The following is a 26,910-nucleotide window of genomic DNA, read 5'->3' as shown; positions in this document are numbered from 1 at the left end:
CCACCGCCGCCGGACACGGGGGACTGGGCGCACCGGGCGCACCGGGCCATGGGGGCCCGACGGGACTCCCCTGGGCCGGCCTCCAAGAGCACGCCCTTCGCGGCCCCGGGCAGACCCGCACCGGAGCGGGGGGGCGGCGGCCCTGGCCGCCATCCACGACGCCCGACTGGCCCCCGCGACGGACGCAGGCGCCGCGTCCGCGACCCGCCCGTCGGCGAGCCGCGCGGAGCGGACGCCGAACCTGGGCCACCTGGCACTCGCGTTCGAAGGGCGCTGGATGAGGGGTGCAAGGACGACGTCGACCGGCCCGGCCGGGACGGGCTCAAGGACCTGGCGGCCGACAGGGTGCCGGCCTCGTCGCTCCGGGAGCGCGGTGAGGCCGCGCGGGTCAGCGTGCCGACTCCACCGGCGGGGCACTCGCCGGCATCCGCGCGCCGCCGCGGCCGAGGGCGGCCGTTGCCGTGGCCGAGGGGAGCGGTACCGGACCTCGGCACCCCCGGCAGGGGCCGTCGGCGCGCACCTGGTCGGCGGCGCGGGCTCTCCCGCCCGAGCCTGGACACCGTCCGGGGCCGCCAGGCCGCGAGGCCGCCGCCACGGCCTGGACAGCCGAGACGGCGCGGAAGGGAGCGCTTGCCCCTGCCCTGCCACTGGACCGCCGCGGCCGCCGAGCCGTCAGCCTCGACAGGCCGCGGCCCGCCGCCCGAGCGGGGCGCCGGCCGCACCCCGTTGCGGCACCTCCCGGGCCGTCCACGGCAGGCGGTCGGACCGGACCGCCGACGGGTCAGACGAGGTTCTTGGTCAGCAGCTCGAACTGGAGGTCGTCACGGGTGGGCAGGCCGAAGCGCTCCTGGCCGTAGGGGAAGGGCAGCCGCTCGCCGGTGCGGGTGTAACCGCGGCGCTCGTACCAGGCGATCAGCTCCTCGCGCTGGACGATCACGGTCATGTGCATCAGGCGCACGCCCCAGTCCTCGCGGACCAGGCGCTCCGCCTCCGCGATGACGGCCTTGCCGAGCCCCGCGCCCTGGAGTGCCGGTCGCACGGCGAACATGCCGAAGTAGGCATGCGTGTCGCGGTGTTCGAGCTGGCAGCACCCCACGAGGACGCCTCCGTCCCACACCGTCAGCAGCAGGCTGCCGGGCTTCTCGATGGCCTCCAGGACGCCCTCGGGGTCGGTGCGCTGCCCGCCCAGCAGGTCCGCCTCGGTCGTCCAGCCGGCCCGGCTGGCGTCGCCCCGGTAGGCGGACTCGACCAGTTCCACCAGGGCCGGGACGTCCTCGCGGGCGGCCTGCCGGAAGGACAGCCCGAGCGCGGGCGGACCGGCGGGCGCGGCAGGGACGGCGGGGCCGGTCGCGGGGGGCGTGGAGCTGGAGTGCATGCGCGCCAGGTTAGTCGACACTCGCCGATCGCCGAGGGGCGCGAAGCCGTACGCCGCACTCCCCTGGATGATTCGGTGCGCTGGGGTCTACGCCCCCGCCCCCTGGGCAGGTCTGGATGGACACGCCGCCGGGCGTGCGACGCGGTCCGGTCTCGCGGGCGGCGCGGGGACTCGCCGGACGGGGGGAAGCGGACGTGCACGCATCGCCGCTGGTCGCGTGGCTGCTCGTGGCACTGAGTACGGCCACTTCGGTGTCCTGCCTGCTGCGGACCGGCGGCCGGAGCGAGGCGGCCATGGGCCTGGGGATGGCCGTGATGGCACTGCCGGTCCTTCGCTCGTGGCCGTGGCTGGTCCTGGCGCTCTGCGCGGTGTGCGCGGTGAGCACGGCCGCGACCGTGCGGGCGGTCCTGCCGGTCAGGCCCGGCGGCACCGTCCGCGGGCACCGGATCCACCACGTGGTGGGTTCGGCCGCCATGGTCTACATGGCGGCGGCGGCCGCCGAGTCCGCTCGGGCGGCGTCCGACCGGAGCGGCGGTATGGCCATGGGCGGTGGCGTTCCCCTGGTGACGGCGCTGCTCGCGCTGTACTTCGCCGGGTTCGTGCTGCGCTCCGGCGCCCGCCTGGTGGCCGTCGGACCGCCGACCGACCTCATACCGGGCGCCCCGGCGGGCACGGCGCCGGCCACGGGCTCCGTGCGGGCCGTTCCCCGGCTGCGCAACTCCCCCGAAGTGGCCCTGGCCTGCAGAGTGTCGATGGCCCTCGGGATGCTGGTGATGCTCCTGCTGATGTGAGGCGGCGAGGCCGGCTTCGACCGGCCCGCGGCCCGCCGCCGAGGGCTTCCGCCGGAGGCTGTGAGGCGTGCGTCACATCCGTGCGGCGCCACACCCCGGTGTCGGCCGTGCCTCCTAGGGTGAGCCCATGACGGTCCCGTTCGTGCTGCTGGTGATCGGCGCACTGACGGCGGCAATGGCGCCACGTCTTCTCTCCCGGGCCGACTGGCCGGAGCGCGAGCCCGTCCTGGCTCTGTGGGTGTGGCAGTGCGTGGTCGCCGCGGTCCTCCTGTGCTGTGTCTTCGCGATGGCGCTGACCGCGTCCGCGACCTGGTCGGCGGTACGCGGCCACGTGTTCGCGTTCGCACCGCCCGGCGTCGAGGACGCCTACGGGCTGCCCGGATACGGCCGGTGGGCCGGCGCCCTCGCGGTCACACTGGCCCTGGGCGGCGTGTGGACGGCGGCGATGCTCACCCGGGAGGTGCGCACGGCCCGCAGCCGGCGCCGGGTACGCCGGGCCGGCCTGCGCGAACGTGCCCCCCGGCTGCCCGGCGAGGTGGTGCCGGCCGGCGAGCGGCTGGTCGTCCTGGAGGACGACCGGTCCGACGCGTGGTGGCTGTCGGGCGCGCAGCCGCAACTGGTCATCACCACAGCGGCCTTGCGCCGCCTCAAGGGGCGGCAGCTCGACGCGGTGCTCGCCCACGAGCGGGGCCACGTACAGGCTCGGCACGACCTGCTGCTGCACTGCTCGGACGCCCTCGCCGACGGCTTCCCGCAGGTCCCGGTCTTCGCGGCCTTCCGCGACCAGGTCCACCGGCTGATCGAGCTGGCCGCCGACGACACGGCCTCGCGCCGCTTCGGTCGGCTGACCACCGCGCTCGCGCTGGTCGAACTGAACGAACCGCGGGGCGTCTTCGGGCCCGCCCACGGGCCGCACGCCGAACTGCCCGGGCGGGTCAGCCGCCTGCTCGCCCCGGCGCCGCGCCTCCCGCTGGGCCGCCGGGTCCGGTTGACGGCCGTTTCCCTGCTGGTGCCGGCGGTGCCGCTGCTGATCGCCCTCGGCCCGGGCCTGCACGCCCTCACCTGAGTCGGCCCGCCCCACCCGCGACGCGTGCGCACGGCCCGCCGAGCCGTCGGCTGACGGCCACCGGTCCTCCCCGCTCCCGCGCCCCGCCCCGCCCGGCCTTCCCGGCTCGTCCGCCCGTGGCGTCCGTCGCCCCCGCCGCTCCGGGCCCTGTGGACGGCCTCTCGGTCGGGTCGGGCGGGCGTCCGACCGGCGGTCCGCCCCGCGCGGCGCGCTGGGGCAGGGCGTCCGCGAAAGGCGAATGAACCGATCGAGGGGTGGAAGACGTCTGAGCGGGTGAAAGGGTGCCGCCGGGGTCCGCCCCGGCCGGACGGACGCGGGGAGGTGACCACATGTCCTGTCCCAACTCGGACTGCCGCCGCGGCGGTTGCTCCACCGAGCCGCGGCCGAATCCGTCCGGCCCGTCCCGCGAGGGCTGAGCGGCCCGGCGAGAGCGGGGCCTCGCGCGGCACGCGCGCGGGAGAACGGGGAACAGCGAACAGGGAACAGGGAACAGGGAACAGGGAACGGGGAACGGGGAGCAGGCCGTACCGGTGAGAAGACCCGGGGCCGGCCGCATGAGGGCCGGGGCGAACGCCTCGGCCCTTCCACATGCCCACGGCGAACGGCACAACAGCGCCACGGGCCTTCCCGCGCGGGTCCCGTCCGCCGCCCGGGTGGCGCGCGCGGGCGGCTGGGTGAATCCCGTGAGGCCAGAGGGGCCCGCGGTACCGGGAGGACGCCCTCGGCGGCTGGTCCGACGTTCCCGACCGAGCCGGCGACACCTGCGACCGTGGCGTGTATCAGACGCCGGAAACCTCAACCAGGCCGGGGCGTACCGTACTTCGTCCGGCCTTCCTGCGATCCTGGTCCCGTGGACACGACGAGCGAAGGCCGGACCGGCCTGTCCGGAGTGATGTTCGACTTCTCCGGCACCCTGTTCAGGATCGAGCCCGCGCGGCAGTGGCTCGCGGCGGCGCTCGCCGAGGCCGGCGTGACGGCCGAGCCGGACGAGGTCGCGCACTACGCCGGCCTGCTGGAGGCCGCGGGCGCCCAGCCGGGTGGCGGCGAGCCCCGCGCGCTCCCCGCGCACCTGGCCGAACGGTGGGAGGCCAGGGATCTGACCGACCGCCGCCACCGGGAGGCGTACACCGCCCTGTCGCGACTGGTCGACCTGCCGTGGGACGTGCACGACGCCCTCTACGAGCGCCACATGGCCCCGGAGGCGTGGCAGCCGTACCCCGACACGGCCCGCGCGCTGAAGGAGTTGGAGGAGCGGAACATCCCGGTCGCCGTGGTGAGCAACATCGGCTGGGACCTGCGTCCGGTCTTCGAGGCCCACGGGCTCAAGGGCGGCGTCCGGGAGTTCGTGCTCAGCTTCGAACACGAGGTGCAGAAGCCGGATCCGCGCATCTTCGGGATCGCGCTGGCCGCGCTGGGCACCGCGGCCCGGGACACCGCGATGGTCGGCGACAACGCCCGGGCGGATGGCGGTGCCACCGCGCTGGGCTGCCCGTTCCTGCTGGTGGAGCCGCTGCGGGTGGAAGAGCGCCCGGACGCGCTGCTCGGGGTGCTCGACCTGCCGCCGGTATCCGGACACGGTTCCTGAACCCGCCGCCGGCCGCCCCCGTATCCACCGCGCGGACCGGGTGGACCGCGCGACCGGGTACGTCCCACGGACCGGAACACCGGTGCCTGCCCCGACGATCCCCCGCGTCGCCGGGGCAGGCAACCGGCCCCCGTATCCCCGTCGGCACGGGGCCGACAGGTAGCGCTGAGTATATTGGCTCGCAGCCAGTCAACGCAGGAGTAAGCATGTCGCCTCGAAGCGCATCGGTCAACGAAGCGATGCGAAAGCGATCCCGGGACCGCCTCCTCCAGGCCACCGTGGAACTGCTCGAGGAACGCGGCTACGAGGCGACGACCCTGGCCGACATCACCCAGCGCGCGGGGTCCGCACGCGGCCTGGTCTCGTACTACTACTCCGGGAAGCGGGCACTGGTGCAGTCCGCCGTGCACCGCCTGATGGCCGACCGGCTGGCCGCAGCGCTGGAAGAGGGACCCGTTCCGTCGGACGGCAGCGAAGTGCTGGCCCGTGCGATCGACGCGATCCTCGGCCTCACCCGCACGCACACGAAGGTGATGCGGATTCACATGGCGGCGATCCTCCAGGAAGAGGGGTTCCTCAGGTGCCCCGAACAGCAGCGGCTCCAGGCGCTGCTGCGCGACACGATGGAGCGCTGGGGGGCACCCGATCCCGACGAGGAGTACCGGATGCTGCGGGCGCTGCTGATGGGCACGACGGTCGCGCTGCTGCTACCGGGCGCGCCGATGCCCCTGTCCCGGCTGCGGGCCGAGCTCTTCCAGCGCTACGGCCTGGACCCTCGCTCGGGCCGACCGCCGTCCGACGACGGTGTCCCGGGGACGCCCGCCGGGAAGGCTGAGCCCGCGCCGGGCGGGACGGCCCTCGGCTGATCAGGCACCCCATGCCGCCGCCCCCGGCCCGTGCCGTCCACGGGGGCTCCGCTGCCCGCAGCGGTCCTGCGCGGACCCCAGGGGCAACGGTCGGGACGAACCGCTTACCGGACGCGGCGGTTGAGCCAGTAGAGTGACGGGCCGTGACAGCGCGACCTTTGCACGAGATCGTCGAAGCGGGCTGGGCGAAGGCACTCGCCCCTGTGGCCGACCGGGTGGCGGCGATGGGGGACTTCCTCCGCGCCGAGATCGCGGCCGGCCGCACCTACCTGCCGGCCGGCCAGAACGTCCTGCGTGCCTTTCAGCAGCCGTTCGACGAGGTCAGAGTGCTGATCGTGGGCCAGGACCCGTACCCCACTCCGGGCCATGCGGTGGGCCTCAGCTTCTCCGTCGCGCCCGAGGTGCGGCCGCTGCCGGGCAGCCTGGAGAACATCTTCCGCGAGATGCACGCCGACATCGGCGCGCCCCGCCCCTCCAACGGCGACCTGACCCCGTGGACGCGCCAGGGCGTACTGCTGCTCAACAGGGCGCTCACCACCGCGCCCCGACGGCCCGCGGCGCACCGCGGCAAGGGCTGGGAGGAGGTCACCGAACAGGCGATCCGGGCGCTGGCGGCGCGTGGCCGTCCGCTGGTGTCGATCCTGTGGGGCCGCGACGCCCGCAACCTGCGGCCGCTGCTGGGCGAGCTGCCCGCCATCGAGTCCTCGCACCCGTCGCCGATGTCGGCGGATCGCGGCTTCTTCGGCTCGCGCCCCTTCAGCCGCACCAACGACCTGCTGGCCGGGCAGGGTGCGGAGCCCGTCGAGTGGCAGCTTCCCTGACCGAAGTGCCACGGTACGCTGCCCCGGTGACCACGCTTTCGAACACCCCGGCCGGCTGGTACGCCGATCCGGTGGGCACCCCCGACCTCCTCAGGTACTGGGACGGCACCCAGTGGACCGAGCACACCAACCCCGGCACGGTTCCCGGCGCCGTTCCCGCCCAGCAGCGGGGCGGCGGCGAGGGCAGCGCCTGGGAGGTCGACGTGAGCCGCCCGGCCGATCCCGCGACGGTCCAGCGGCAGGTGCGGCAGCAGGCCGGCATCGCCCCGGGCGCGCCGGGCGGCGGCAGCCTGTTCACCGAGCCGGTGCTGGTGGTGAACCAGAAGGCCAAGCTGATCGAGCTGGTGAACGAGTACACGGTCTACGACCAGCACGGGAACATCCTGGGGTCGGTGGTCGAGGTCGGCCAGAGCACCGCCAAGAAGGTGTTGCGGTTCGTCTCCAGCATGGACCAGTTCCTCACCCACAGGCTGGAGGTGCGCGACGCCCACGGGCAGCCGCACCTGGTGCTGACCCGCCCGGCGAAGCTCATCAAGTCCAAGGTGCTGGTGCAGCGCGCGAACGGCGAACCGCTGGGCGAGATCGTCCAGCAGAACGCCTTCGGCAAGATCACCTTCGGCTTCATGTACAACGGCCAGCAGATCGGCGCCATCAAGGCGGAGAACTGGCGGGCGTGGAACTTCGCCATCGTGGACCACACGGAGACGGAGATCGCCCGGATCACCAAGACGTGGGAGGGCCTGGCGAAGACGATGTTCACCACGGCCGACAACTACGTGCTCCAGATCCACCGGCCGCTCGCGGACCCGCTGCTGAGCATGGTGGTCGCCTCCGCCCTGACCGTGGACACCGCTTTGAAGCAGGACTCCCGGGGGTTGGGCTGAGCACGCGGCGCTCCCCCGCCGACGGCGCCGGAACGGGCGGCTGGGTTCTCGGAGTGGACTCCGGCGGCTCCGGGGTGCGGGTCGCCCTGGCCCGCGCGGCCGGGCAGACCGGCGCGGGCGCGCAGGTCGGCGACGTCACGCGGACTCGGAGCGCTTCGTCGTCCCGCCCCGCTGTCACCGGCCCGCGCGGCATCGACGCGGACAGCCTGCTCGAACAGGTGCTCCCCCTGGTCGCGGGGCTCTGCGCGCAGGCCGGGGCGCGCCAGGTCGACGCGGTGTGCGTGGGCGCGGCCGGGATGGCCACCCTCGGCGACGACCTGCGGGCACGTCTCCCGCAGGCGCTGACCGACGCGTTCGGGGTACGCCGCCTGGCCCTGGCCGGCGACGCCGTGACCGCGTACGCGGGCGCGCTGGGACTGCGGCCGGGGGTGGTCGTCGCCGCCGGCACCGGCATGATCGCGCTGGGCACGGCCGCGGACGGCACCGGAGGCTGGCGCCGGGCCGACGGCTGGGGCCACCTGCTCGGCGACGAGGGCAGCGGGGCCTGGATCGGCCGGGCGGGGCTGGAGGCGGCGCTGCGGGCGCACGACGGGCGGGCCGGCGGTTCAACGGCCCTGCTGGCGCGCGCGGAGCAGCGGTTCGGGCCGGCGGCCGGGCTGCCGGGGCAGCTCTACCCCCGGCAGGACCGGGCGGCTGTGCTGGCCTCGTTCGCCCCTGACGTGGCCGCCTGCGCCGCCGCGGACGACGCGGCCGCGGGGATGATCCTCCGGCGGGCCGCGGCGCACATCCTGGAGTCGGCCGCCGCCGTGCGGCCGGGGCCCGGGCCGGTCGACGTGGCGCTGGCCGGCGGGCTGTTCCGGATGGGCGAGCCGCTCCTCGGCCCCTTGCACGAGCAGGCGGGGCGGCTGCTGCCGGACGCCGTGCTGAAGCCCGCCCAGGGCGATCCGCTCGACGGGGCCCTGCTCATCGCGGCGGCGCTGTACGAGGACGGCCTGCCGCTGCCCCTGGACCCGGCGCTGCTGACCGTCTCGGAGGCGGGGTAGGGACGGGCGCGGCTGCGCGTCGCGCCCCTCTCCGCAGGGCGGCAGCAACCGGAGGCGGGCCGGTCGCCGAAGCGCGCGGCCGCCGCTTCCGGCCGTTCCGGGAGTGTCCCGGACATAGGGACCGCGCGAACGGTGCCCGGTCCGCGGCGACCCGTCGGGAGGCAGGCCGCAACCACCCGGTGTGGCCTGCGCAAAGGTCGCGTCCGCAGGACCCGGGGAGTGGCAGAGCCGGACACTTCGCCACACTTGCGACCTCCTTCTCACCCGGCCCGACACCGGGGTCCCGCGAGGCGTTAGCATGCGACGCCATGAGCAACGCCACAGAGCCCGCCCCCGGCCTCCCCGTTCGCAACCCGCGCCCCCGCCCGACGGGGCGGCACCGCCGCCCTGAGGCCCTGTCCGCGCCGGAGGGGGCGCCGGTTCTCGTCCTCGCCGTGCCTGGCAGCCCGACGACCGCCTCGCTGAGCCTCGCCGAGGAGGTCGTCAGTCTCGCCCGGTCCGAGCTGTCCGGTCTGGACCCGCGGGTCGGGTTCGTCGACGGCAACGACGAGGAGTTCCCGTCGCTGCGCGGCGTGTTGGACCAGGTGGCGGCGGAGCGTCCCGGTGAGGACACCTCCGCTGTGGTGGTTCCGTTGCTGGCCGGGCCGGAGGCGGCGGTGCTGCGCCAGGTGCGGCAGGCGGTGGCGGACAGCAAGGCCCAGGTCGAGCTGACCGACGTGCTGGGCCCGCACCCGCTGCTGGCCGAGGCGCTGCACGTGCGGCTGTCCGAGGCGGGCCTGGCGCGCGCCGACCGGGCGCGGCTGTTCACGGTGGCGACCGCGGCCGACGGCATCATCCTGGCCACGGTGGGCGGCGAGGAGGCCGCCCAGGCGGCCGGCGTCACCGGTCTGCTGCTCGCGGCCCGGCTGGCCGTCCCGGTGCTCGCGGCGGCGCTGGACGAGGACGGTGCCATCGCCCGTGCCGCCGACCAGCTGCGTTCCTCCGGGTCCACCACGCTGGCCCTGGCACCGTGCCTGATCGGCCCGGAGATCGCCCCTCAGCTGCTCCACGAGGCCGCCGCGGAGGCCGCCTGCGGGGGTGCGGACGCGCTCGGCCCGTACCCCGCGGTCGGCCGGCTGGTGGTCACCCAGTACGCCGCGGCGGTCGGCCTCAGCCTCCCGCAGTCGGGGGCGCCCCGCTGACCGCGGGGTGTGCGCCCGGCGGGTGCCGCGACGGCGGCGCGGCCGCGGCCCGTTGACGACGAGGGCGGGTCACCCGGGGTTCCGGGGGCCCGCCCTCGCGGTTTCGGCTCACCCTCCTGGCGCTTGACAGCCGGGGAGGGGTCGGCGAACCGGCCGGGACGGTGTCCCGGCCGGCCCGCGGTCAGACGAACAGCACGCAGGACACGGCGGGCAGTTCGAGCGTGCCGACCTGCTTGGGGATGCCGTTGTCGGGGTCGACGTCGAACCAGGCCACGCCACCGGAGTGCTCGTTGGCGGCGTAGAGGCGGGTACCCGACGGGTCGAGGGTGAGGTGGCGGGGCCAGGCGCCGCCGCAGTCCACGGTGTCGAGCAGCTCCAACCGCTCCCCGTTCCCGCTCACGCCGAGGACGGCGATGCTGTCGTGACCGCGGTTGGCGGCCCACGCGAACCGGCCGTCGGGCGAGACCACCAGCTCCGAGGGGAAGTTCTCGCCGGCGGCGCCGTCGGGGAGGACCCGCACCTCGTCCAGGGGGCGCAGGCTGCCGGTGGCGGCGTCGAACCGGCAGACGGTGATGACCGAGTCCAGCTCGTTCATCACGTACAGCAGTCCGCCGTCCGGGTGAAAGGTGAGGTGGCGGGGGCCGATACCGGAGCGCAGCCCCAGCTCCCGCTCGATCTCCAGCTCGCCGCTCTTCGTGTCGAGTTCGCACACCCGCACCGAGTCGGTGCCGAGGTCGGCGCTGAGCAGCCAGCGGTCGGCCGGGTCGGGCAGCACCGCGTGGGCGTGCGGCCCCTCCTGCCGTTGGGCGTTGGGGCCGCCGCCCTCGTGAAGCAGCACGCTCCGGGACTCGCCGAGGCCGCCGTCGGGCCGTACGGGGAGCACGGTGACGCCGGCCGGGGCCGAGTAGTTGGCGGTGATGAGGTGGCCGCGGTGCAGGGCCAGGTGGGTGGGGGCGCCGCCGCGCACCGGCACGGGCTCGCCGATGATCCGGGGCGCGGCCGGGTCGGCCAGGGAGAACGCGGCGGCGCTGCCCTCCGGGGCGGTCTCGCTGACGGCGTAGAGGGTGCGCCCGTCCGCCGAGGCGGTCAGGAAGGAGGGGTTGGGCACGTCGGCCGTGTGGCCGAGCACGGTGAGCGCCCCGGTGCCGGGGTCGACGCGGGCGGCGGCGATGCCGAGGCCGCCCGCTGTGGTGAACGACCCGATGTATGCGTGTGCGGCCACTTGCGCCGTCCTTCTTCCGGCAGACGATGTACGGCGGCCGAGAGTAGTACCTGGCCACGGCCCGCGTCCCCCCGGGTCACTCCCAGGGGCGGCGCGGGGCGCACGTTCGTGCGCCCCGCGGATCAGAAGCCGCCCGGGTCCTGGACGTCATAGGCGCAGTCGGTGTAGTAACTGCCGTTCTCCAGCTTCTGCTTGTACGCGTCCGAACTGTTCGTCGGATCGTCGCTGTCCTCGTGCATCACGTAGACGGTGCCGGGCGGCAGGTAGACGGTCTTCTTCGGGTACATCCGGCCGCTCTTCCCGCAGGCCACGCCGGCGGCAGCGGACTCGCTGGAGTACGCCGTGCAGGCGTGGCAGGCGGGGAGGGAGACGGTCCCGGTGCGGACTCCGGTGTAGAGGAACTTCACCGGTTCGGGGCTGTCGTTGCTGAGGATGAGGGTCAGGCCGCCGCCGGAGGCGAGGGTGGGGAGGTGCGCGCCGGCGGCCGGGTCGGACTGCGCGACCTCGGCGGCGATGGCGACCTTCTTCGCCAGCGGTGTGTGCGCGTCGTGGGGGTAGGTCCTGGCGAAGTCGCTCATGCTCTGCTGGGCGCCGGCGAAGTCCTTGGTCCGGTACTGGTGCAGGCCGCAGTTCCACCGTCCGGCCTCCACCTGGGTGCCGGCCCGCCTGGAGTCCTTGGCCAGTGCCGCGGCACGGACCTCACCCGCCTTGCCGGCCAGACTGTCGGCGAAGGAGCCGAGGCCCCGCACGGTGTTGACGGCGTCGCACGCGTCGTCGCCCCTGGTGCCCCGCGCCGCCTTGTCGATCGCGCCGCTGACGGCGGGCTCGACCTTGTCGGCCTGCGGGGAGTCGGGGAAGGTGGTCAGCAGTTCGGCGAGGTCGTCCTCGTCGCCGCCGCTCGCGGTGGCGCCGTCGCCGCCGAGGTCGACCACGCCGCACTGGTAGAGGGAGGTGGCGAGCTTGTCGTCGGGCGAGGCGGCGAGGCTCCTGTCCAGGCCCGCGCCGAAGGTCCCGGGCACGCCGCGCAGGTACTTCAGGGGCTCGATGGCGTCGCAGTACCGCTTGGCGTCGTACGGCGCCGCGACGGTCCGGTAGTACGTCCGCAGCCGGTCCGGCACCAGTCGCGCGGCCTTGGAGCCCGGGTGGTGGTCCTTCAGGTCCCGGTAGGCGGCCAGCGCCTTCCTGTCGTCGGGTTCGGCGTCGGCGAACGACGTACCCGCGGACCCGCCGACCAGCCGGTCGGCCGCGGCCAGGCGGTCGAGCAGCATCTTCTGGGTGGCGTTGTCGCGCGCGTCGCCGTAGTAGGCCGCGCCGCCGGCCGGCGCGGCCAGCATCACCAGTCCGACCACGACGGCGACCGGCGCGAGCGGGAGGAGGGACAGGCGGGTACGCAGCCCGCGCACGGCGCCGTGGACGGCGAAGAGCGCGAGGGCGGCCGCGTAGGCGGCGAGCACCCCGGAGGACACCCCGTCGGGGTCGGCCGGCAGCGCCACGCCGAGCAGTACGCCGGTGGCGGCCAGGGCCACCGTCATGGCGACCCAGCGCCGGGTCAGGGCGTAGCCGAGGCCGAGGCCGCTCAGGTTGAGCAGACCGACGGCGATCGCGCGCACCGGGTCGGCGGGCGGCTTGGGCGGAGCGGGCGGCATCGGGGGCAGGGGCGGCACCACCGCGCCGTATCCGACCGGCTGGCCGTAGCCGCCAGGGCCGCCGACCGGGCCGCCGTATGCAGCGGGGGCGCCGTGTCCGCCGGTCCCCGGCGCGCCGTACGCGCCCTGGCCCGGAGCCCCGTACGCGCCCTGGCCCGGAGCCCCGTAGCCGCCGGAGTCCGGCGGTCCGAAACCGCCGCCGGCCGGGCCGCCCGGGTTCCCGGCGCCGCCGGAGCTCCCTTGGCCGCCCTGCGCATCCCAAGACACTGGGATTCCCCCCTCGTTCCTCATACCGTGCCGCCGCAGCGGGTGGCGGCTGCTTCGCTCCGTCCCCCTCGCCGGCCGCGCCCGGCAGTGCTCGGGGCGGCCGTCCCCCGTGGCTCGCCGACGGGGGGACGTGGGGCCCGCGCGGGTCGGCCTGAGGCCGGGCCGCGGTGCGCGCGGTGCCTCGGCGGGCCGGTGAACGGACGGGCCGGCACGCGCTCCTGACGCGTGCGATGGCTGAGCCTATTGCCAGATCCCCTGTTCGTGCCCGTCATTACGAAGATTTGCCGGCGGGCGGGAACCGTCCCTCCCGGGCGGATTTTCCGGGCGGCACTTTCCGGGGGGCGCTTTCCGGGCGGCCCTTATACCGGCCGCCACGGCGGGAGGGGACCGCTGCCGGCAGCGGTGGCAGGCGTGCGGGAGCGGCGGGTTGGCGGCTCGGTGATCATGGTGTGACCGTGGGGTGATCACCCGGGTGGCTCGAAATGATCGTCGGCGCGATGCCCGTCGGTACGGTGAATATGCCAACGCCCCGCACCGCGAGAAAGATCAACGGCCCATGCCCGTCGACGCCTTGGACGCGCGCATTCTGCGGCTGCTCCTTCAGCAGCCGCGCACCAGCGTCCGCGAGTACGCCCGCATCCTGAGTGTGGCCCGCGGCACCCTCCAGGTGCGGCTGGACCGGCTGGAACGCGAGGGCGTGATCGCCTCGGTCGGACCGCGCGTCTCCCCCGCCGCACTCGGGCTGCCGGTGCTGGCCTTCGTGCGCGTCCACGTCGAGCCGGGACGGCTGGACGAGGCGGCCGACGCCCTGGACGGGATGCCCGAGGTGGTGGAGGCGTTCTCCACCACCGGTGACGGGGACCTGCTGGCCCGGGTGGTCGCCCGCGACCACGCGCACCTGGAGGACGTGGTGCAGCGCGTGGGCGGCGCGCCCGGAGTGCTGCGGACGCTCTCGGAGATCGCCCTGCGGGAGCGGGTCGCGCCGCGGGTGCTGCCGCTGGTCGAGGAGTTGGCCGAGATGCTGGCCGGACAGCGCGACCCGCAGTGCGAGCCGGGCGCCGCCGCGCTGCCCGGGCCGCGCGCGGCCGCCGAGGACGCGGCGGACCCCGCCGAGCCGGGGCACGCGGCGGCGGTCCACCCGTAGGCCCTGGAGCGTCCGTCCAGGCGGCCTGGCGAACCCCGCTCGGAGGGCTCCGTCGAGGAACCGCACCCGGGCCTGCCCGGTCGGCGGCGCCCAGGACGGCACAGCCGAAGTAGCTGCGCCTCGACGGCCGGATCGAGCCGGCACGTGGCATGGTGCGGCACCGTCACGGGTCGTAGGGAACTCCCCCGCGCCTTTCGTACGGGGCTCCCACACGCCACAGGGGCTGTCAGACGGCCCGTATCCGGCCGGGCCGCACCCGTAGGCCCCCCGTCGCCCCACGGCCCTCTCCCGGCCTCCTACGGCCTTTTGCGCGGCCGCCGGGGTCCTGCTGGGCGCCGTGCTCGCGTGGCGGGCTCGCGGGCTGCCCGCCAGATGCGGTGGGGCGCGCTTCGGCGGCTCCGGCGCGCCGCGGCACCGCATCGGCACGCGCCGACACGCCGGCGCCGCGAGGACACGGGTGGAACGAGAACGCGCCGGCGCACGCCTGACGCGGCCCCGTCGGCGATTCTCCCGACCAGGTCCGGCCATGACATGCCCGAGTGCCGTGCGACGCACGGACTCCCGTCCGCGACCGGGTGCGACGACATCGGCGGACCGCCGCCGTACGGCTGTCGGGCACCGGGCGTGTCGCGCCGCCCCGCCGGGCCGCCGGGGCAGGACGTCGGCGTGTCGCCCTGGCGCTTTGTCGACGTCGCATCACAGCGCCCGCACTGCCGGGCATCGCGAGCACGGGAACCCTGGGGCGGCCCGCCCCCGCCGACCGGTGCGGGTCAGATGTGGGGCTGCCGGTCGCCGAGGACGGAGAGCAGCTTGAGTTTCTCGTGGCTCTCCGTGCCGGGGGTGGCGGTGTAGACCAGGAGGGTCTGGGACTGGTCGGCGTCGAAGAGGACCTGGCAGTGCAGTTCCAGGAGGCCGAGTTCGGGGTGCTGGATGCGTTTCCTGTCGTCCTCGCGGCGGATGCCGATCTCGTGGGCGCCCCACAGCGCGGCGAACTCCTCGCTCTGCTGGAGGAGGGTGTCCACGATCCGGCCGGCGCGGGAGTCGCTGCCATGGCGTGAGTAGACGGCGCGCATCTCCGAGGTGAAGATCCGGCTGTGGGTCAGGTGGTCGGCCTCGGGGAAGATGCGGCGCGCGTGGGGGTGGGTGAACCAGCGGTAGACCAGGCTGCGGTCCATGCCGGTGTAGTCGGTCTCGTTGCCGACCAGCGCGACGGCCGGACGGGTCTGGACCAGCGTCTCGGCCAGGGAGCCTATGACCTGGGCCGGGGTGTCCTGCAGCCGGTCCAGGACGCGCATCATGCCGGGTGAGACGTGGTCGGTGTGCGGGCTGCGGCCGGGCGTGCTGTGGCCGGCCATGCGGAAGAGGTGGTCGCGCTCGTCCAGCGACAGGCGCAGACCGCGGGCGATGGCGGCGAGCATCGGCTCGGAGGGGGTCGGGCCGCGCCGCTGCTCGATGCGCGTGTAGTAGTCCGTGGACATCCCGCACAGCCCGGCGACCTCCTCGCGGCGCAGACCGCGGGTACGCCGCCTGGGGCCGCGGGGCAGACCGACGTCCTCGGGCTGCAGCACCTCGCGCCGGGTGCGCAGGAAGTCGGCCAGTTGGGCTCGGTCCATCGCGGCGATCCTTGCCTCGGGTCGGGCGGGTTCAGGCGGGGGCGGACGGGAGTGTACGGGGGTCGGGCGGGGCGGACAGGGGCGGGCGCCCCGACGCGCCGGGCGTCCTCGCGGCGGCGGGCGTTCCCGTGCCGGAGGGCGTTCCCGTGCCGGGGGCTGCTCGGCGGGAGCTCCGCTGACGTGTGGGAAGGGCCCGTGGGTCCCGTCCGACGTAACAGCCGCGGGCGCCGGGGCCGGGGCCGGTCGCCGTGTACCGAGAGGCGGCGGAGCGGCTCCGCCAGGCGGTGTCCTGACGACGGTTCGGACTCGTGGGGCCGCCCGGCCGCTGTCCTGTGCCCGCGCGTGGTCGCCGTCAGGCGAACGTGACGCCGGCCAGCTCGCAGGAGACGTCCCACAGCCGGGCTGCCTCCTCGGGGGCTCGGGCGGAGCGGTAGACCCTCTCCTCGCCGGCGGCGCCGGTGAGGTGCCCCAGGCCGCGGGGGCCGTAGAAGCGGCCGCCCTCGGCAGCGGGGCTGGTCGCCGCGTGGAGCGCGGGGCGCAGGCCGCCCTCGATCCTCTGGACGGGCCAGCCGAGCGGGGCGAGGAGCCGGAACGCCGCGTCGAACTGCGACCTGGCGCCGCCCATGGTCGGGCCCGCCTTCTGCAGGTTGGTCTGCGTGAGTCCGGGATGGGCGACGTTGCTGGTGATGCCCCAGCCGTTGGCGCGGCTGCGCCGGTCCAGCTCCAGGCCGAAGAGCATCGTCGCCAGCTTCGACTGGCTGTAGGCAGGCCAGGGCTTGTACCCGTGCTCGAACTGCAGGTCCGCCCAGTTCATCCGGCGGGCCAGCGCGGCGGCCAGGGCGGACTGGGTGGTGACCCGGGCGCGGCCGGCGATCAGCAACGGCAGGATCCGGGCGACCAGGCTGAAGTGCCCCAGGTAGTTGGTGCCGAACTGCAGCTCGAAGCCGTCGGCGGTGGTGTGCCGGGTCGGCGGCGTCATGACGGCGGCGTTGTTGACGAGGATGTCGATCGGCCGGCCCTCGTCGTTCAGGCGGTCGGCCAATGCGGCGACCGAGGCCAGCGACGCGAGGTCGAGCGTCCGCACGGAGGACCTGCCCCCGATCCTCTCCAGCGCGGCCTGCCCCTTCGCCGCGTTGCGTACCGGGATGATGACCTCGACGCCGGCCCGGGCGAGGCTGCGAGCCAGGCCGAGCCCGATGCCGTCGCTGCCACCCGTGACGACGGCGAGCTTGCCCCGCGGATTCGTTTCGTCCATGACCCGATCATGGTGCGCCCGGCCGCCCGGATGAATGCCCTTGTTATCCGGGGATCAGCAGTCCCTGGCTACCGCACCGCGGCGGTCCTGCGGGCAACCGCCGTCCGGAGGACCTCAACCCCCGCCCCCGGCCGAAGCACCCGACGGGGGCACGACGGGGGTGAGGAATTCGGCCACCCGCGCCAAGGCCCGTCTCCGTGCCCTCGCTCTGGTGCGGGTGCCGCCCGGTGCGCCCCGGACCCGGTCCGAGCGGCGGGGAGGCCCCGCACCCCCGCGGTACGGCCCCGCCGGGGGGCGGCTACTTGCGGGCGCGGCTGGGTTGGACCCGTTTCGGCTCGCCCTCCATCTTGGGGTGGTCGGGCGGGTAGGGGAGGTCGCCGAGTCCGTGCTCGCGCTCGTCGCGGGCGGCCAGGTCCAGGGCGGCGTCCAGCCGGAAGGCGTGCCGGTCCATGTCGGCGTGCAGGTCGCCGACCCGCTCGTAGCGGGCGGGCATGGTGGCCAGGTCGAAGTCCTCCGGGACCGCGTCCGGCACCTCGTCCCAGGTCAGGGGCGCGGAGACGGGGGCATGCGGGCGGGGCCGGACCGAGTAGGCGCAGGCGATGGTGCGGTCGCGGGCGGTCTGGTTGTAGTCCACGAAGATCTTCTCGCCCCGCTCCTCCTTCCACCAGGCAGTGGTGATCCGCTCGGGGGCGCGCCGCTCCAGTTCGCGGGCCACCGCGATGGCGGACCTGCGGACCTGCGTGAACGTCCATTCGGGGGCGATGGGCACGAAGACGTGCAGGCCGCGGCCGCCGGAGGTCTTCGGCCACCCGGCCAGACCGAGGCTTTCGAGGACCTCGCGCAGTTCCAGGGCGGCGCGGACGGCGTCCGCGTAGCCGGTGCCGGGCTGCGGGTCGAGGTCGATGCGCAGTTCGTCGGGGTGCTCCGTGTCGAACCGGCGCACCGGCCACGGGTGGAAGGTGAGGCAGCCCAGGTTCGCCGCCCAGGCGACGGCGGCCGGCTCGGTGGGGCAGATCTCGTCGGCGTGCCGGCCGCTGGGGAAGAAGATCCGGCCGGTGGGAATCCAGTCGGGCAGGTTCTTCGGGGCGCGCTTCTGGAAGAACGACTCCCCTTCGACGCCTTCGGGGTACCGCTCCAGGGTGGTGGGCCGGTCCCGCAGCACGCGCAGGATGCCGTCGCCGACCGCGGCGTAGTAGCGCACCACGTCGGCCTTGGTGAACCCGCGCTGCGGGAAGTAGACCTTGTCGGGGTGGGTCACGCGGACCGTCCGCTCCCCGACCGTCAGCTCCAGCGCCTGTGCCATGCCCCTCACGCTAGGCCGCATCCCCCGGCCGCGCGCGGCGGCAGCGGTGTCCGGGCGGCCGGTGCCACGCGGGCGTGCCGCCGGGGGCGGGGGCGGGGCGGGCAGCGGGGCGGCGGCGGCGTTCCGGGGGCGGCTCGCGGCGGCCGGACGGACAATCCGGGCATGGACCTTCCCGTGATGCCGCCCGTGGCGCCGATGCTGGCGAAGTCGGCGACCGAGGTGCCGCCCGGCATGCTGTACGAGCCGAAGTGGGACGGGTTCCGGGCGATCGTCTTCCGGGACGGCGACGAGGTCGAGCTGGGCAGCCGCACCGGAAGGACGCTCACCCGCTACTTCCCCGAGGTGGTCGAGGCGCTGCGGGAGCGGGTACCCGGGCGCTGCGTGCTGGACGGCGAGATCGTCGTGGCGCGGGAGGGCCGGCTGGACTTCGAGGCGCTGCTGGAACGCATCCACCCGGCCGCCTCCCGGGTGCGCCGGCTGGCCGGGGAGACGCCGGCCGCCTTCGTCGCCTTCGACCTGCTGGCCCTCGGCGACTCCTCCCTGATGGACGCCCCCCAGGCGGAGCGGCGGCAGCGGCTGGAGCAGGCGCTGGCCGGCTCCACCCCGCCGGTGCACCTCACCTCCGTCACCGACGACCTGGAGCTGGCCCGCGAGTGGTTCGCCCGGTTCGAGGGCGCCGGCCTGGACGGCGTGGTGGCCAAGCCTCCCGACCTGCCGTACCGGCCGGGGGCGCGGGCCATGGTGAAGGTCAAGCACGAGCGGACCGCCGACTGCGTGGTGGCCGGGATGCGGCAGCACAAGAGCGGTCCCGTGCTCGGCTCGCTGCTGCTGGGGCTGCACGACGCGACCGGCCGGCTCCAGCACGTCGGAGTGGCCGCGTCCTTCCCGATGGCCCGCCGCCGGGAGCTGTGGGCGGAGCTGGAGCCGTTGCGGATGGAGTCGGCCCGGGGCCACCCGTGGCAGGAGTGGGCCAGCGAGGAGGGGCAGGCAGGGGGGCGGCTGCCGGGCGGCCCGAGCCGGTGGACCGGGGGGAAGGACCTTTCGTGGGTGCCGCTGCGTCCCGAACGGGTGGTGGAGGTCGGCTACGACCACATGCAGGGCGACCGTTTCCGGCACACCGCGCAGTTCAGGCGGTGGCGCCCCGACCGGGCACCGGAGAGCTGTACGTACGCGCAGTTGGAGGAGCCGGTCGGCTACGACCTGGATCGGGTGCTGGGCGGCGGCTGACCGGGCGGATGCCCGGTCCGCCCGTGCCCTCCCGTCTGCCGGACCGGTGCCCGCCCACGGGGGCACGCCGCCGGACTCCGCACCCGATCCAACCGTTCCCACCGCCGGACTCCGCACCCGATCGACGGGGGCACGCTGCCGGACTCCGCACCCGATCGACGGGGGCACGCTGCCGGACTCCGCACCCGCCCACGCGTTCTCAACCACCGTGTCCGGCAGGCCGTTTCGGGGCGACGTCGTCAGCCGTCAAAGGGCCGCCCTGGTGGCGGCGCCAACCGCGTTACCATCGGTTTCATGCGCGGCGATACGCGGGAGGCCCTGGTCGCGGCGGCCACCCAGCTGCTGGACGCCGGCGACGCGGAGGCGGTGACCCTGCGGGAGGTGGGCCGCCTGGCGGGGGTTTCCCACAACGCCCCCTACAAGCACTTCGCCGACAAGGAGGCCCTGCTGTCGGCGGTGGCCGCCCGCGAGCTGTCCGACCGGGCGCGCCGGATGGCGGCCGCCGCCCGCCGGGCCGAGGGCCGAGCGCGGCCCTGCACGCGGTCGCCCGCGCCTACGTGTCCTGGGCGCTGTCGCATCCGGCCCGCTTCAAGCTGGTCTTCGGCCGCTGGGCCGGGGCCGCGCCCGAGCTGCGGTCGGCGGCGGAGGCCGTACGGGGCGAATGGCTGCGGGTCGTCACCGAGGCGCAGCGGGCGGGCTGCCTGCCCGCGGGTGACCCGGCCAGGCTGGCCGCGCTGGTCCAGGCCACCGCGCACGGCGCCGCGGACCTGGCGTACGCCGGCCATCTCAGTGAGGGGTCGGCCGTCCGCACCCTGCCCGGGCACCTGGTGGACGAGCTGCTCGACTGCCTGGAGGAGGCGGCCGGCGGCACGGGGAACGCCGAGAGCGGCATCGGTCCGGCCGGCGGCGGGTCCGACGGCTCGCGCTGAGGCGCGGCGAACACCCCGGGCCGCCTTCCGCCGCCGCATTCCCGCCCGGCCGGACGGGTCGCCCCCGTGACCGGCCGCACCAGGGCTCAGCCGAGGAAGCTCAACCGGACCTTGCGGTCGTGGTTGGCCACGTTGGTGTCGACCAGCACCACGGACTGCCAGGTGCCCAGCTCCAGCCGCCCTCGGAGGACGGGGAGGGTGGCGTGCGGGGGGACCACCGCGGGCAGCACGTGGTCGCGCCCGTGGCCGCGCGGGCCGTGCCGGTGGCGCCACCGGTCGTCGGCCGGCAGCAGGTCGCGCAGGGCGGCGAGCAGGTCGTCGTCGCTGCCCGCGCCCGTCTCGATGACGGCGATCCCGGCGGTGGCATGCGGGACGAACACGTTCAGGAGTCCGTCCCGGCCGGAGGCGGCGTCGGCGAGGAACGCCTCGCACGTGCCGGTGAGGTCCACCACGACCTCCTGGTCGCCGGTGCGTACCTGGATCTCCTGTGTGCGGAACCGTTCGCTCATCGGTCCATCATCGCTCAACGCCCGACCGGCGCCGCGCGGTGACGCTCCGCCAGGCACGGCGCCAGGAGCAGCGGCGGTCCCTCCCCGTGGCGGGCCGTGCCCACGAGCCGGCCCTGCCCGAACTGCGGCGACGCTCGAACGCGCAGACGCCGCACACAGTCCTCCGATGTCTCGGCGCGTGCGGCGAAGGCAGGCGGGTCACCGCCGATGGCCCGGAGGCGGTCGAAGGTCACCTCGACGGTCGGCGCCGGCGCCGGACCCACGCGCGGGCCGACGGGTCGCCCATGGCCGCCGACCTGCCGAACCACCGCGCCGAGCGGGCGAAGGCTCGCCACCCGCCCTGCCTCCCGGGCGGGCTCCACGCGGCAGGGGCCGCGGAGGAGCGCGGCGCCCGGCAGGCACCCGGAGGGCGTGACGGGGCGGCGTACGAGGCGGAGGCCGTCGGAGGGGTCGGACGGGTGGGCTGCCGCATTGCCCGCGAGGTTGATTGGTCTGTACCATTCGGAGCCCGCCGCCTGCCGCGCCCCGGAGGAGGACCACGCCGTGATCGCGTCGCACCGGCTCGCCGTTCTGGTCGACTCGTGCCTGCTGCCATCCGTCAGCGGCCCCCGCCTGCCCGAATGGGTACTGCGCGGCCTTGAGAGGGGCACCCCGGGGGCCGCCGTCCACGGCGACGGGCCCGCGGCCCGGGCGGCGGCCGACGCGCTGCGCTCGGCCCTGCCTGACGCGCTCACCGCCCGCCCGGACCCGGCCCTCTCCGCGCCGCCGGGCGTCTCCGCGCCGCAGGCCGTCGCCCCGGAAGCCTCCGCCACCTACACGGAGGCCGATCGCGGTGCCGCAGCGGCGGCGGCCCTGGTCGCCTCGGGCGCGAACCTCCACCTCGGCGTACGGCCCGACCCGCGTCCCGGGGCCACCGCCGCCTTCGTGACGGAGCTCCAGTCGCACGGGGTGGCCGCCGCGCTGGGGCCCTTCACCGGGGCCGGCGACCCGCGCCCGTTCGCGGAGGCCGCGGCCGCCGGGGTGCGCGCCGTCACCGCCGACGTGCCCGCGGCCCTGGAGGAGCCCGTCGTCGCCCGGGTGCTGCGCGGCGAGCTGGGCTACCGCGGAGTCGTGGTGAGCGACACGCTCGACGCCCCGCCGATCGTGGCCGCCTGGGGCGTGCCGGGGGCGGCCGTACTCGCCTGGATCGCCGGGGTGGACCTGATCCGGCTCGGCCCGGGCCTCGGTCCGGGCGTACGCGAGGCCGTGCACGCCGCGGCTGCCCGGGCCGTGGCCGACGGCGACCTGCGCCTCGCGCGGCTGGAGGAGGCCGCGGACCGGGTGGCGCGGCTGCGCCGGTGGGCGTCCGAGCCGCGCATGCCGGCCGTCAGCGGCTGACCCCGGGCGGTTCCCGGCAGGAGCCGCGGCCCGCCCGCCTAGCTGCCTGCCTGCCTGCCCGGGAAGCTTTCGCGCGGGCGCCCGGTTGGCAGAGGCATGGACGGTTCGACGGCGGGCACGGCGGGCACGGCGAGCGGCACCAGGAACGCGCCGGCACGGGTGGACGTCGTCGTCGTGGGGGCGGGCCAGGCCGGGCTCTCGGCCGCGTACTTCCTGCGCCGGGCCGGCCTCACGCCGGGCGAGGGGTTCGTCGTCCTGGACCACTCTCCCGGGTCCGGCGGCGCCTGGCAGTACCGATGGCCCAGCCTCACCTACGCGAAGGCGCACGGCGTACACGCGCTCCCGGGCATGCCGCTGGAGGGCGCCGACCCCGACCGGCCCTCGGCCGAGGTGGTCGGCGAGTACTTCCGGCGGTACGAGGAGGCGTTCGACCTGCGGGTGCTGCGCCCGGCGCACGTCACGGCGGTGCGCGACGGCGCCGACGGGCGTCTCCTGGTGGAGAGCTCCCGGGGCGCCTGGTCCGCGCGGGCCCTGGTCAGCGCCACGGGCACCTGGGACCGGCCCTTCGTCCCCCGCTACCCGGGCCAGGAGGACTTCCTCGGCCGCCAGTCGCACACCGCCACGTACCGGGGCGCCACCGCATTCGCCGGGCAGCACGTGGTCGTCGTGGGCGGCGGGACCTCCGCCGTACAACTGCTGATGGAGCTGGACAGCCCGGGCGGCGCGGCCCGGACGACGTGGGTGACGCGCCGGCCGCCGGTCTTCCGGGACACCCCCTTCGACGAGGAGTGGGGCCGGGCCGTCATCGCGCGCGTCGACGAGCGGGTTCGGCACGGCCTGCCGCCGCAGAGCGTGGTGAGCGTGACCGGGCTGGCGGCCACCGAGGCCGTCCGCGAGGCGCGCGCCCGGGGCGGGCTGCGCCGCGAGCCCATGTTCGAGCGGATCACCCCGCACGGCGTGGCCTGGTCCGACGGCCGTGAGGTCGCCGCCGACGCCATCCTGTGGGCCACCGGGTTCCGCGCCGCCCTCGACCACCTCGCCCCCCTGCGGCTGCGCGAACCCGGCGGCGGGGTGCGCCTGGACGGCACCCGCGTGGTGCGCGACCCTCGGGTCCACCTCGTCGGCTACGGCCCGTCGGCGAGCACGGTCGGCGCCAACCGCGCCGGACGTGCGGCCGTACGCGAGATCCTGGCGCTCCTGCGCGGATCGGCCAGGGCGGACGGCGGGCGGCGCACCCTGGCGCCGGACGCTGATCGCGCGTGGGACGCCGATCCCGCGCCGGCCGCCGATCCGGTCGCGGCCGCCGATCCCGTGCCGGCCGCCACGGGCTGACGACGCGTCCGGCAGGGCCACGCAGGAGCTCAGGCGGGCGGTCCGGGAGGCTTCGGGTCGGCTCCGGAGCCGCAGCTGGGCCGGCTGTGGCACGCCAGCGTTCCCAGAACGGCGGAAACATCGGATGTATGCTTCCCAAGCGTGCGCCCGGTGCGGCACTATAAGCGCCATGGTTGATCGACTTCCCGGCGCGCTGCCCACGTCCCCCACGGAGGACTCATGAAGGTGGCCCTCTTCGTGACGTGCGTGAACGATGTGCTCTATCCGGACACGGGCCGAGCGGTGGTGACGGTGCTGGAGCGCCTGGGTGTCGAGGTCGAGTACCCCGCGGGGCAGACCTGTTGCGGCCAGCCCCAGTACAACACCGGCTACCGGCACGAGACCGAGCCGCTGGCGCGCCGCTTCGGCCGCGTCTTCGACTCCTACGACTACATCGTCACCCCGTCGGGCTCCTGTGCGGCCATGGCCCGCCACCACTACCCGCGCCTGGCCGAGCGTGCCCGCGACGAGGACCGGGCCGACCCGGCGCTCGACCACGCCGCCGAAACCGCCCGGCGCACCTACGAGTTCACCGAGTTCCTCACCGACGTCCTGGGCACCACCGACGTCGGGGCCTACTTCCCGCACACCGTCACCTACCACCCCTCCTGCCACGGGCTGCGCACCCTCCGGCTCGGCGACCGCCCGCTGCGGCTGCTGGGCGCGGTCGAGGGGATCGACCTGCGCGAACTCGGCCACGCCGACGAGTGCTGCGGCTTCGGCGGCACCTTCGCCGTCAAGAACCCCGACGTCTCCACGGCCATGGGCCGCGACAAGATCGGCCACGCCCGGGACACCGGGGCGCAGGTCCTGTGCGGGGCGGACAACTCGTGCCTGATGCACCTGGGCGGCCTCATCCGCCACAACAACGACCCGCTCCAGCCCCTCCACCTCGCCGACATCCTCGCCGCGACCCGCGACCGGCCCCACCCGCTCACCGCCGCGACGGCGCCGGCGCCGAAGGCCGCCCCGTCCGCAGGAGGCTCCCGATGACCCCCGACGACCGCACCCCGCAGCCCGGCGCCGGATCGCCCCCGCCCGGGGCGCCCGACCGCGGCACGGTTTCCGGAGCCGGAGCCGCTGACGGTCCGGGGCGCGGCCGGCCGGGAGGGCGCCGCCGCCAGGAGGCCGCCCGGCCGGCGACGTCCGGCGCCGCCGGCACCTTCGTCGGGATGCCGACGTTTCCCCAGGCCGCGGCGCGGGCCGTCCGCGACACCCAGACACGCGCCAACCTCCAGCACGCCACCCGCACCATCCGGGCGAAGCGGGCCAGCGCCGTCGCCGAACTCGACGACTGGGAGGAACTGCGCCAGGCGGGCAAGGCGCTCAAGGACCACACCCTCGCCCACCTCGACCACTACCTCCTCCAGGCCGAGGAGGCGGTCACCGCGGCCGGCGGGACGGTCCACTGGGCCCGGGACGCCGCCGAGGCGAACGCGATCGTGGCGGGCCTGGTCAAGGCCACCGGCGAGACCGAGGTCGTCAAGGTCAAGTCGATGGCCACGCAGGAGATCCGCCTCAACGAGGCACTGGCCGAGCACGGCGTCACCGCGTACGAGACCGACCTGGCCGAACTCATCGTGCAGCTCGGCGAGGACGAGCCCTCCCACATCCTGGTGCCCGCCATCCACCGCAACCGCGACCAGATCCGGGACATCTTCCGGGACCGGATGGCGTCGTGGGGGCGCCCGGCACCCGAGGGGCTGACGAACACGCCCGCCGAACTGGCCGAGGCGGCGCGCCTGCACCTGCGGGAGAAGTTCCTGCGGGCCAAGGTGGGCGTCTCCGGCGCCAACTTCCTCGTCGCCGAGACCGGCACGGTGGTCGTCGTGGAGTCCGAGGGCAACGGCCGCATGTGCCTGACGCTCCCCGAGACCCTCATCTCGGTCGTCGGCATCGAGAAGGTCGTCCCCACCTGGCGCGATCTCGAGGTCTTCCTCCAGCTGCTGCCGCGCTCCTCCACGGCCGAGCGCATGAACCCGTACACCAGCACGTTCACGGGCACCGCCGACGCCGACGGCCCTCGGGACTTCCACCTCGTGCTGCTCGACAACGGCCGCACCGACACCCTGGCCGACGAGGTCGGCCGGCAGGCGCTGCGCTGCATCCGCTGCTCGGCCTGCCTGAACGTGTGCCCCGTCTACGAACGGGCCGGCGGCCACGCCTACGGCACGCCGTACCCCGGCCCCATCGGCGCCATCCTCACCCCGCAGCTCCACGGCGTGCAGGGACCGTTGGAGGCCTCCCTCCCCTACGCGTCCAGCCTCTGCGGCGCCTGCTACGACGTCTGCCCCGTCGCCATCGACATCCCCGAGGTCCTCGTGGAGCTGCGGGAGCGCAGCTCGCGGGAGAGCGGCGGGCACGCGGCGGAACGCGCCGCCATGGGGGCCGCCACCTGGCTGCTCGACCACCCGGTGGCCTACCGGGCCGCGACCCGCGCCGCCACGGCGGGCCGCGCCCTGACGCCGCGGCAGCTCCCGTTCCCCGCCCCGCCAGGAACTGGACGGCCACCCGCGCCCTGCCGGAGGTCCCCGCGGAGACCTTCCACCAGTGGTGGAAGAAGCACCACCGACCCGGTGGTGCCGCCGACGGTACCGCCGGGCCCGTCCCCGACGTCCCGTCCTCCGCCGCGCCCCGGAACCCCGACACCCCCCAGGACCAGGCATGAACGCGCGCGACACCGTCCTCGCCCGTATCCGCGGCGCCCTCGGCGACACCCCCGCGGGCCCGCCCGTACCGTTCCCGGAGGAACGGCGCCGCTACGCCGACTCGCACACCGCGGCCGACCCCGAGGCCCGGACGGCCCTCCTCGCCGAACACCTGGCCGACTACCGGGCACACGTCCACCGCACCACCGAGGACGGCCTGCCGGGCACCATCGCCGGACTTCTGGCGGCGCACGGCTCACGCACGGTCGTGGTGCCGCCCGGGCTGCCCGCGCACTGGCTGAGCGAGGCCGGCGCCGAGCAGGTGCCCGACGACGGGCAGCTGACGCCGGTCGACCTGGACGCCGTCGACAGCGTCGTGACGGGCTGCGTCCTCGCGATCGCCGAGACCGGGACCATCGTCCTCGACTCCGGCCCGGGGCAGGGCCGCCGCGTCCTGACCCTCGTGCCGGACCATCACGTGTGCGTCATCCGCGCCCCCGAGCAGGTCCTCGGGTCGGTGCCGCAGGCGGTGCCCCGGCTCGACCCGGCCAGGCCCCAGACCTGGATCTCCGGGCCCTCGGCGACCAGCGACATCGAGCTCGACCGCGTCGAGGGCGTACACGGCCCCCGCACCCTCGATGTCGTCATCGTGACGGACGGTGCCGCAGGGCCCGCCCGGTCGGCGTCGGCGTCAGGCTCCGGGTCCGGGTCCGGGTCCGGGTCCGGGTCCGGGTCCGGGTCCGGGTCCGGGTCCGGGTCCGGGTCCGCCGAAGGGTAGGGCCGCCCA

General features: G+C 75.6%; 22 protein-coding genes and 2 pseudogenes. 17 read left to right on the top strand and 7 right to left on the bottom strand.

Features of this window, described 5'->3' with window-relative positions; genetic code table 11:
• Nucleotides 1-781: 781 nt before the first annotated feature.
• Nucleotides 782-1,375 (bottom strand): GNAT family N-acetyltransferase, encoded by a 594-nt coding sequence (locus BS72_RS29140; protein ID WP_078901720.1) that lies wholly within the window; start codon nt 1,373-1,375, stop codon nt 782-784.
• Between the two features lie 194 nt (nt 1,376-1,569).
• Between BS72_RS29140 and BS72_RS29135 the strand changes: the two genes are divergently transcribed.
• The 8 genes from BS72_RS29135 (at nt 1,570) to BS72_RS29100 (ending at nt 9,612) form a co-directional block, all read left to right on the top strand.
• Entirely contained in the window at nt 1,570-2,166 is a 597-nt protein-coding gene (locus BS72_RS29135; RefSeq protein ID WP_037914818.1) for a DUF5134 domain-containing protein, read from the top strand.
• 127 nt (nt 2,167-2,293) lie between these two features.
• On the top strand, nt 2,294-3,232 hold the full coding sequence (locus tag BS72_RS29130) for a M56 family metallopeptidase (protein ID WP_037914816.1): 939 nt from the start codon (nt 2,294-2,296) through the stop codon (nt 3,230-3,232).
• Nucleotides 3,233-4,082: 850 nt separating this feature from the next.
• Nucleotides 4,083-4,817, top strand: coding sequence for an HAD family hydrolase (locus BS72_RS29125; RefSeq protein WP_322942529.1), 735 nt, complete (start codon nt 4,083-4,085; stop codon nt 4,815-4,817).
• Nucleotides 4,818-5,023: 206 nt separating this feature from the next.
• Nucleotides 5,024-5,683, top strand: coding sequence for a TetR/AcrR family transcriptional regulator (locus BS72_RS29120; protein WP_037914814.1), 660 nt, complete (start codon nt 5,024-5,026; stop codon nt 5,681-5,683).
• Nucleotides 5,684-5,826: 143 nt separating this feature from the next.
• Nucleotides 5,827-6,504, top strand: a complete 678-nt coding sequence (locus BS72_RS29115) for a uracil-DNA glycosylase (protein ID WP_078901718.1) — start codon at nt 5,827-5,829, stop codon at nt 6,502-6,504.
• Between the two features lie 26 nt (nt 6,505-6,530).
• Nucleotides 6,531-7,388: a phospholipid scramblase-related protein gene (locus tag BS72_RS29110; RefSeq protein ID WP_037914811.1), complete on the top strand. Its 858-nt coding sequence runs from the start codon at nt 6,531-6,533 to the stop codon at nt 7,386-7,388.
• A gap of 53 nt (nt 7,389-7,441) precedes the next feature.
• Entirely contained in the window at nt 7,442-8,431 is a 990-nt protein-coding gene (locus tag BS72_RS29105; RefSeq protein ID WP_037914810.1) for an N-acetylglucosamine kinase, read from the top strand.
• Between the two features lie 308 nt (nt 8,432-8,739).
• On the top strand, nt 8,740-9,612 hold the full coding sequence (locus tag BS72_RS29100) for a sirohydrochlorin chelatase (RefSeq protein WP_051951800.1): 873 nt from the start codon (nt 8,740-8,742) through the stop codon (nt 9,610-9,612).
• A 181-nt stretch (nt 9,613-9,793) separates the two neighbouring features.
• On the opposite strand, the gene BS72_RS29095 is transcribed toward BS72_RS29100, so the two are convergent.
• Together BS72_RS29095 and BS72_RS29090 are read right to left on the bottom strand one after the other, a co-directional pair.
• A complete protein-coding gene (locus BS72_RS29095; protein ID WP_037914807.1) occupies nt 9,794-10,834 on the bottom strand; it encodes a lactonase family protein in 1,041 nt (346 codons plus the stop codon).
• Nucleotides 10,835-10,956: 122 nt separating this feature from the next.
• Nucleotides 10,957-12,747, bottom strand: coding sequence for a hypothetical protein (locus tag BS72_RS29090; RefSeq protein WP_322942526.1), 1,791 nt, complete (start codon nt 12,745-12,747; stop codon nt 10,957-10,959).
• Nucleotides 12,748-13,303: 556 nt separating this feature from the next.
• Between BS72_RS29090 and BS72_RS29085 the strand changes: the two genes are divergently transcribed.
• A complete protein-coding gene (locus BS72_RS29085) occupies nt 13,304-13,891 on the top strand; it encodes an Lrp/AsnC family transcriptional regulator (protein WP_051951799.1) in 588 nt (195 codons plus the stop codon).
• 770 nt (nt 13,892-14,661) lie between these two features.
• Here the strand turns inward: BS72_RS29085 and BS72_RS29080 are convergent.
• From BS72_RS29080 to ligD, 3 genes are all read right to left on the bottom strand, one after another.
• On the bottom strand, nt 14,662-15,504 hold the full coding sequence (locus BS72_RS29080) for a helix-turn-helix transcriptional regulator (protein ID WP_037914806.1): 843 nt from the start codon (nt 15,502-15,504) through the stop codon (nt 14,662-14,664).
• A 352-nt stretch (nt 15,505-15,856) separates the two neighbouring features.
• Entirely contained in the window at nt 15,857-16,759 is a 903-nt protein-coding gene (locus tag BS72_RS29075; RefSeq protein WP_037914805.1) for an SDR family oxidoreductase, read from the bottom strand.
• 298 nt (nt 16,760-17,057) lie between these two features.
• On the bottom strand, nt 17,058-18,062 hold the full coding sequence (gene ligD, locus BS72_RS29070) for a non-homologous end-joining DNA ligase (RefSeq protein WP_037914802.1): 1,005 nt from the start codon (nt 18,060-18,062) through the stop codon (nt 17,058-17,060).
• 162 nt (nt 18,063-18,224) lie between these two features.
• On the opposite strand from ligD, the gene BS72_RS29065 reads away from it, so the two are divergent.
• The 3 genes and pseudogenes from BS72_RS29065 to BS72_RS37575 all read left to right on the top strand — a co-directional run bounded on the left by BS72_RS29065 (nt 18,225) and on the right by BS72_RS37575 (nt 20,218).
• Nucleotides 18,225-19,289 (top strand): ATP-dependent DNA ligase, encoded by a 1,065-nt coding sequence (locus BS72_RS29065; protein ID WP_037914800.1) that lies wholly within the window; start codon nt 18,225-18,227, stop codon nt 19,287-19,289.
• Between the two features lie 294 nt (nt 19,290-19,583).
• A pseudogene (locus BS72_RS38915) lies at nt 19,584-19,736 on the top strand (TetR/AcrR family transcriptional regulator); the annotation flags it as partial.
• 86 nt (nt 19,737-19,822) lie between these two features.
• Nucleotides 19,823-20,218, top strand: a complete 396-nt coding sequence (locus BS72_RS37575; protein WP_265736834.1) for a TetR-like C-terminal domain-containing protein — start codon at nt 19,823-19,825, stop codon at nt 20,216-20,218.
• A gap of 86 nt (nt 20,219-20,304) precedes the next feature.
• On the opposite strand, the gene BS72_RS29055 is transcribed toward BS72_RS37575, so the two are convergent.
• Nucleotides 20,305-20,727, bottom strand: coding sequence for a secondary thiamine-phosphate synthase enzyme YjbQ (locus BS72_RS29055; protein WP_037914798.1), 423 nt, complete (start codon nt 20,725-20,727; stop codon nt 20,305-20,307).
• A gap of 543 nt (nt 20,728-21,270) precedes the next feature.
• On the opposite strand from BS72_RS29055, the gene BS72_RS29045 reads away from it, so the two are divergent.
• From BS72_RS29045 to BS72_RS29025, 5 genes and pseudogenes are all read left to right on the top strand, one after another.
• Nucleotides 21,271-22,104 carry a glycoside hydrolase family 3 N-terminal domain-containing protein gene (locus BS72_RS29045; protein WP_037914793.1) on the top strand — a complete coding sequence of 278 codons (834 nt, stop codon included), beginning with the start codon at nt 21,271-21,273 and terminating at the stop codon, nt 22,102-22,104.
• Nucleotides 22,105-22,200: 96 nt separating this feature from the next.
• A complete protein-coding gene (locus BS72_RS29040; RefSeq protein WP_078901717.1) occupies nt 22,201-23,436 on the top strand; it encodes an NAD(P)-binding domain-containing protein in 1,236 nt (411 codons plus the stop codon).
• 219 nt (nt 23,437-23,655) lie between these two features.
• On the top strand, nt 23,656-24,468 hold the full coding sequence (locus BS72_RS29035) for a (Fe-S)-binding protein (RefSeq protein ID WP_037914792.1): 813 nt from the start codon (nt 23,656-23,658) through the stop codon (nt 24,466-24,468).
• Nucleotides 24,469-24,647: 179 nt separating this feature from the next.
• A pseudogene (locus BS72_RS34860) lies at nt 24,648-26,143 on the top strand (lactate utilization protein B).
• Nucleotides 26,140-26,901: a LutC/YkgG family protein gene (locus tag BS72_RS29025; protein WP_063836159.1), complete on the top strand. Its 762-nt coding sequence runs from the start codon at nt 26,140-26,142 to the stop codon at nt 26,899-26,901. The pseudogene BS72_RS34860 and the gene BS72_RS29025 overlap by 4 nt, the downstream one beginning before the upstream one ends.
• Nucleotides 26,902-26,910 lie beyond the last annotated feature (9 nt).

The organism is Actinacidiphila yeochonensis CN732, from assembly GCF_000745345.1.
Taxonomy (GTDB): Bacteria; Actinomycetota; Actinomycetes; order Streptomycetales; family Streptomycetaceae; genus Actinacidiphila; species Actinacidiphila yeochonensis.
This window is presented reverse-complemented; position numbering and strand designations above follow the sequence as displayed.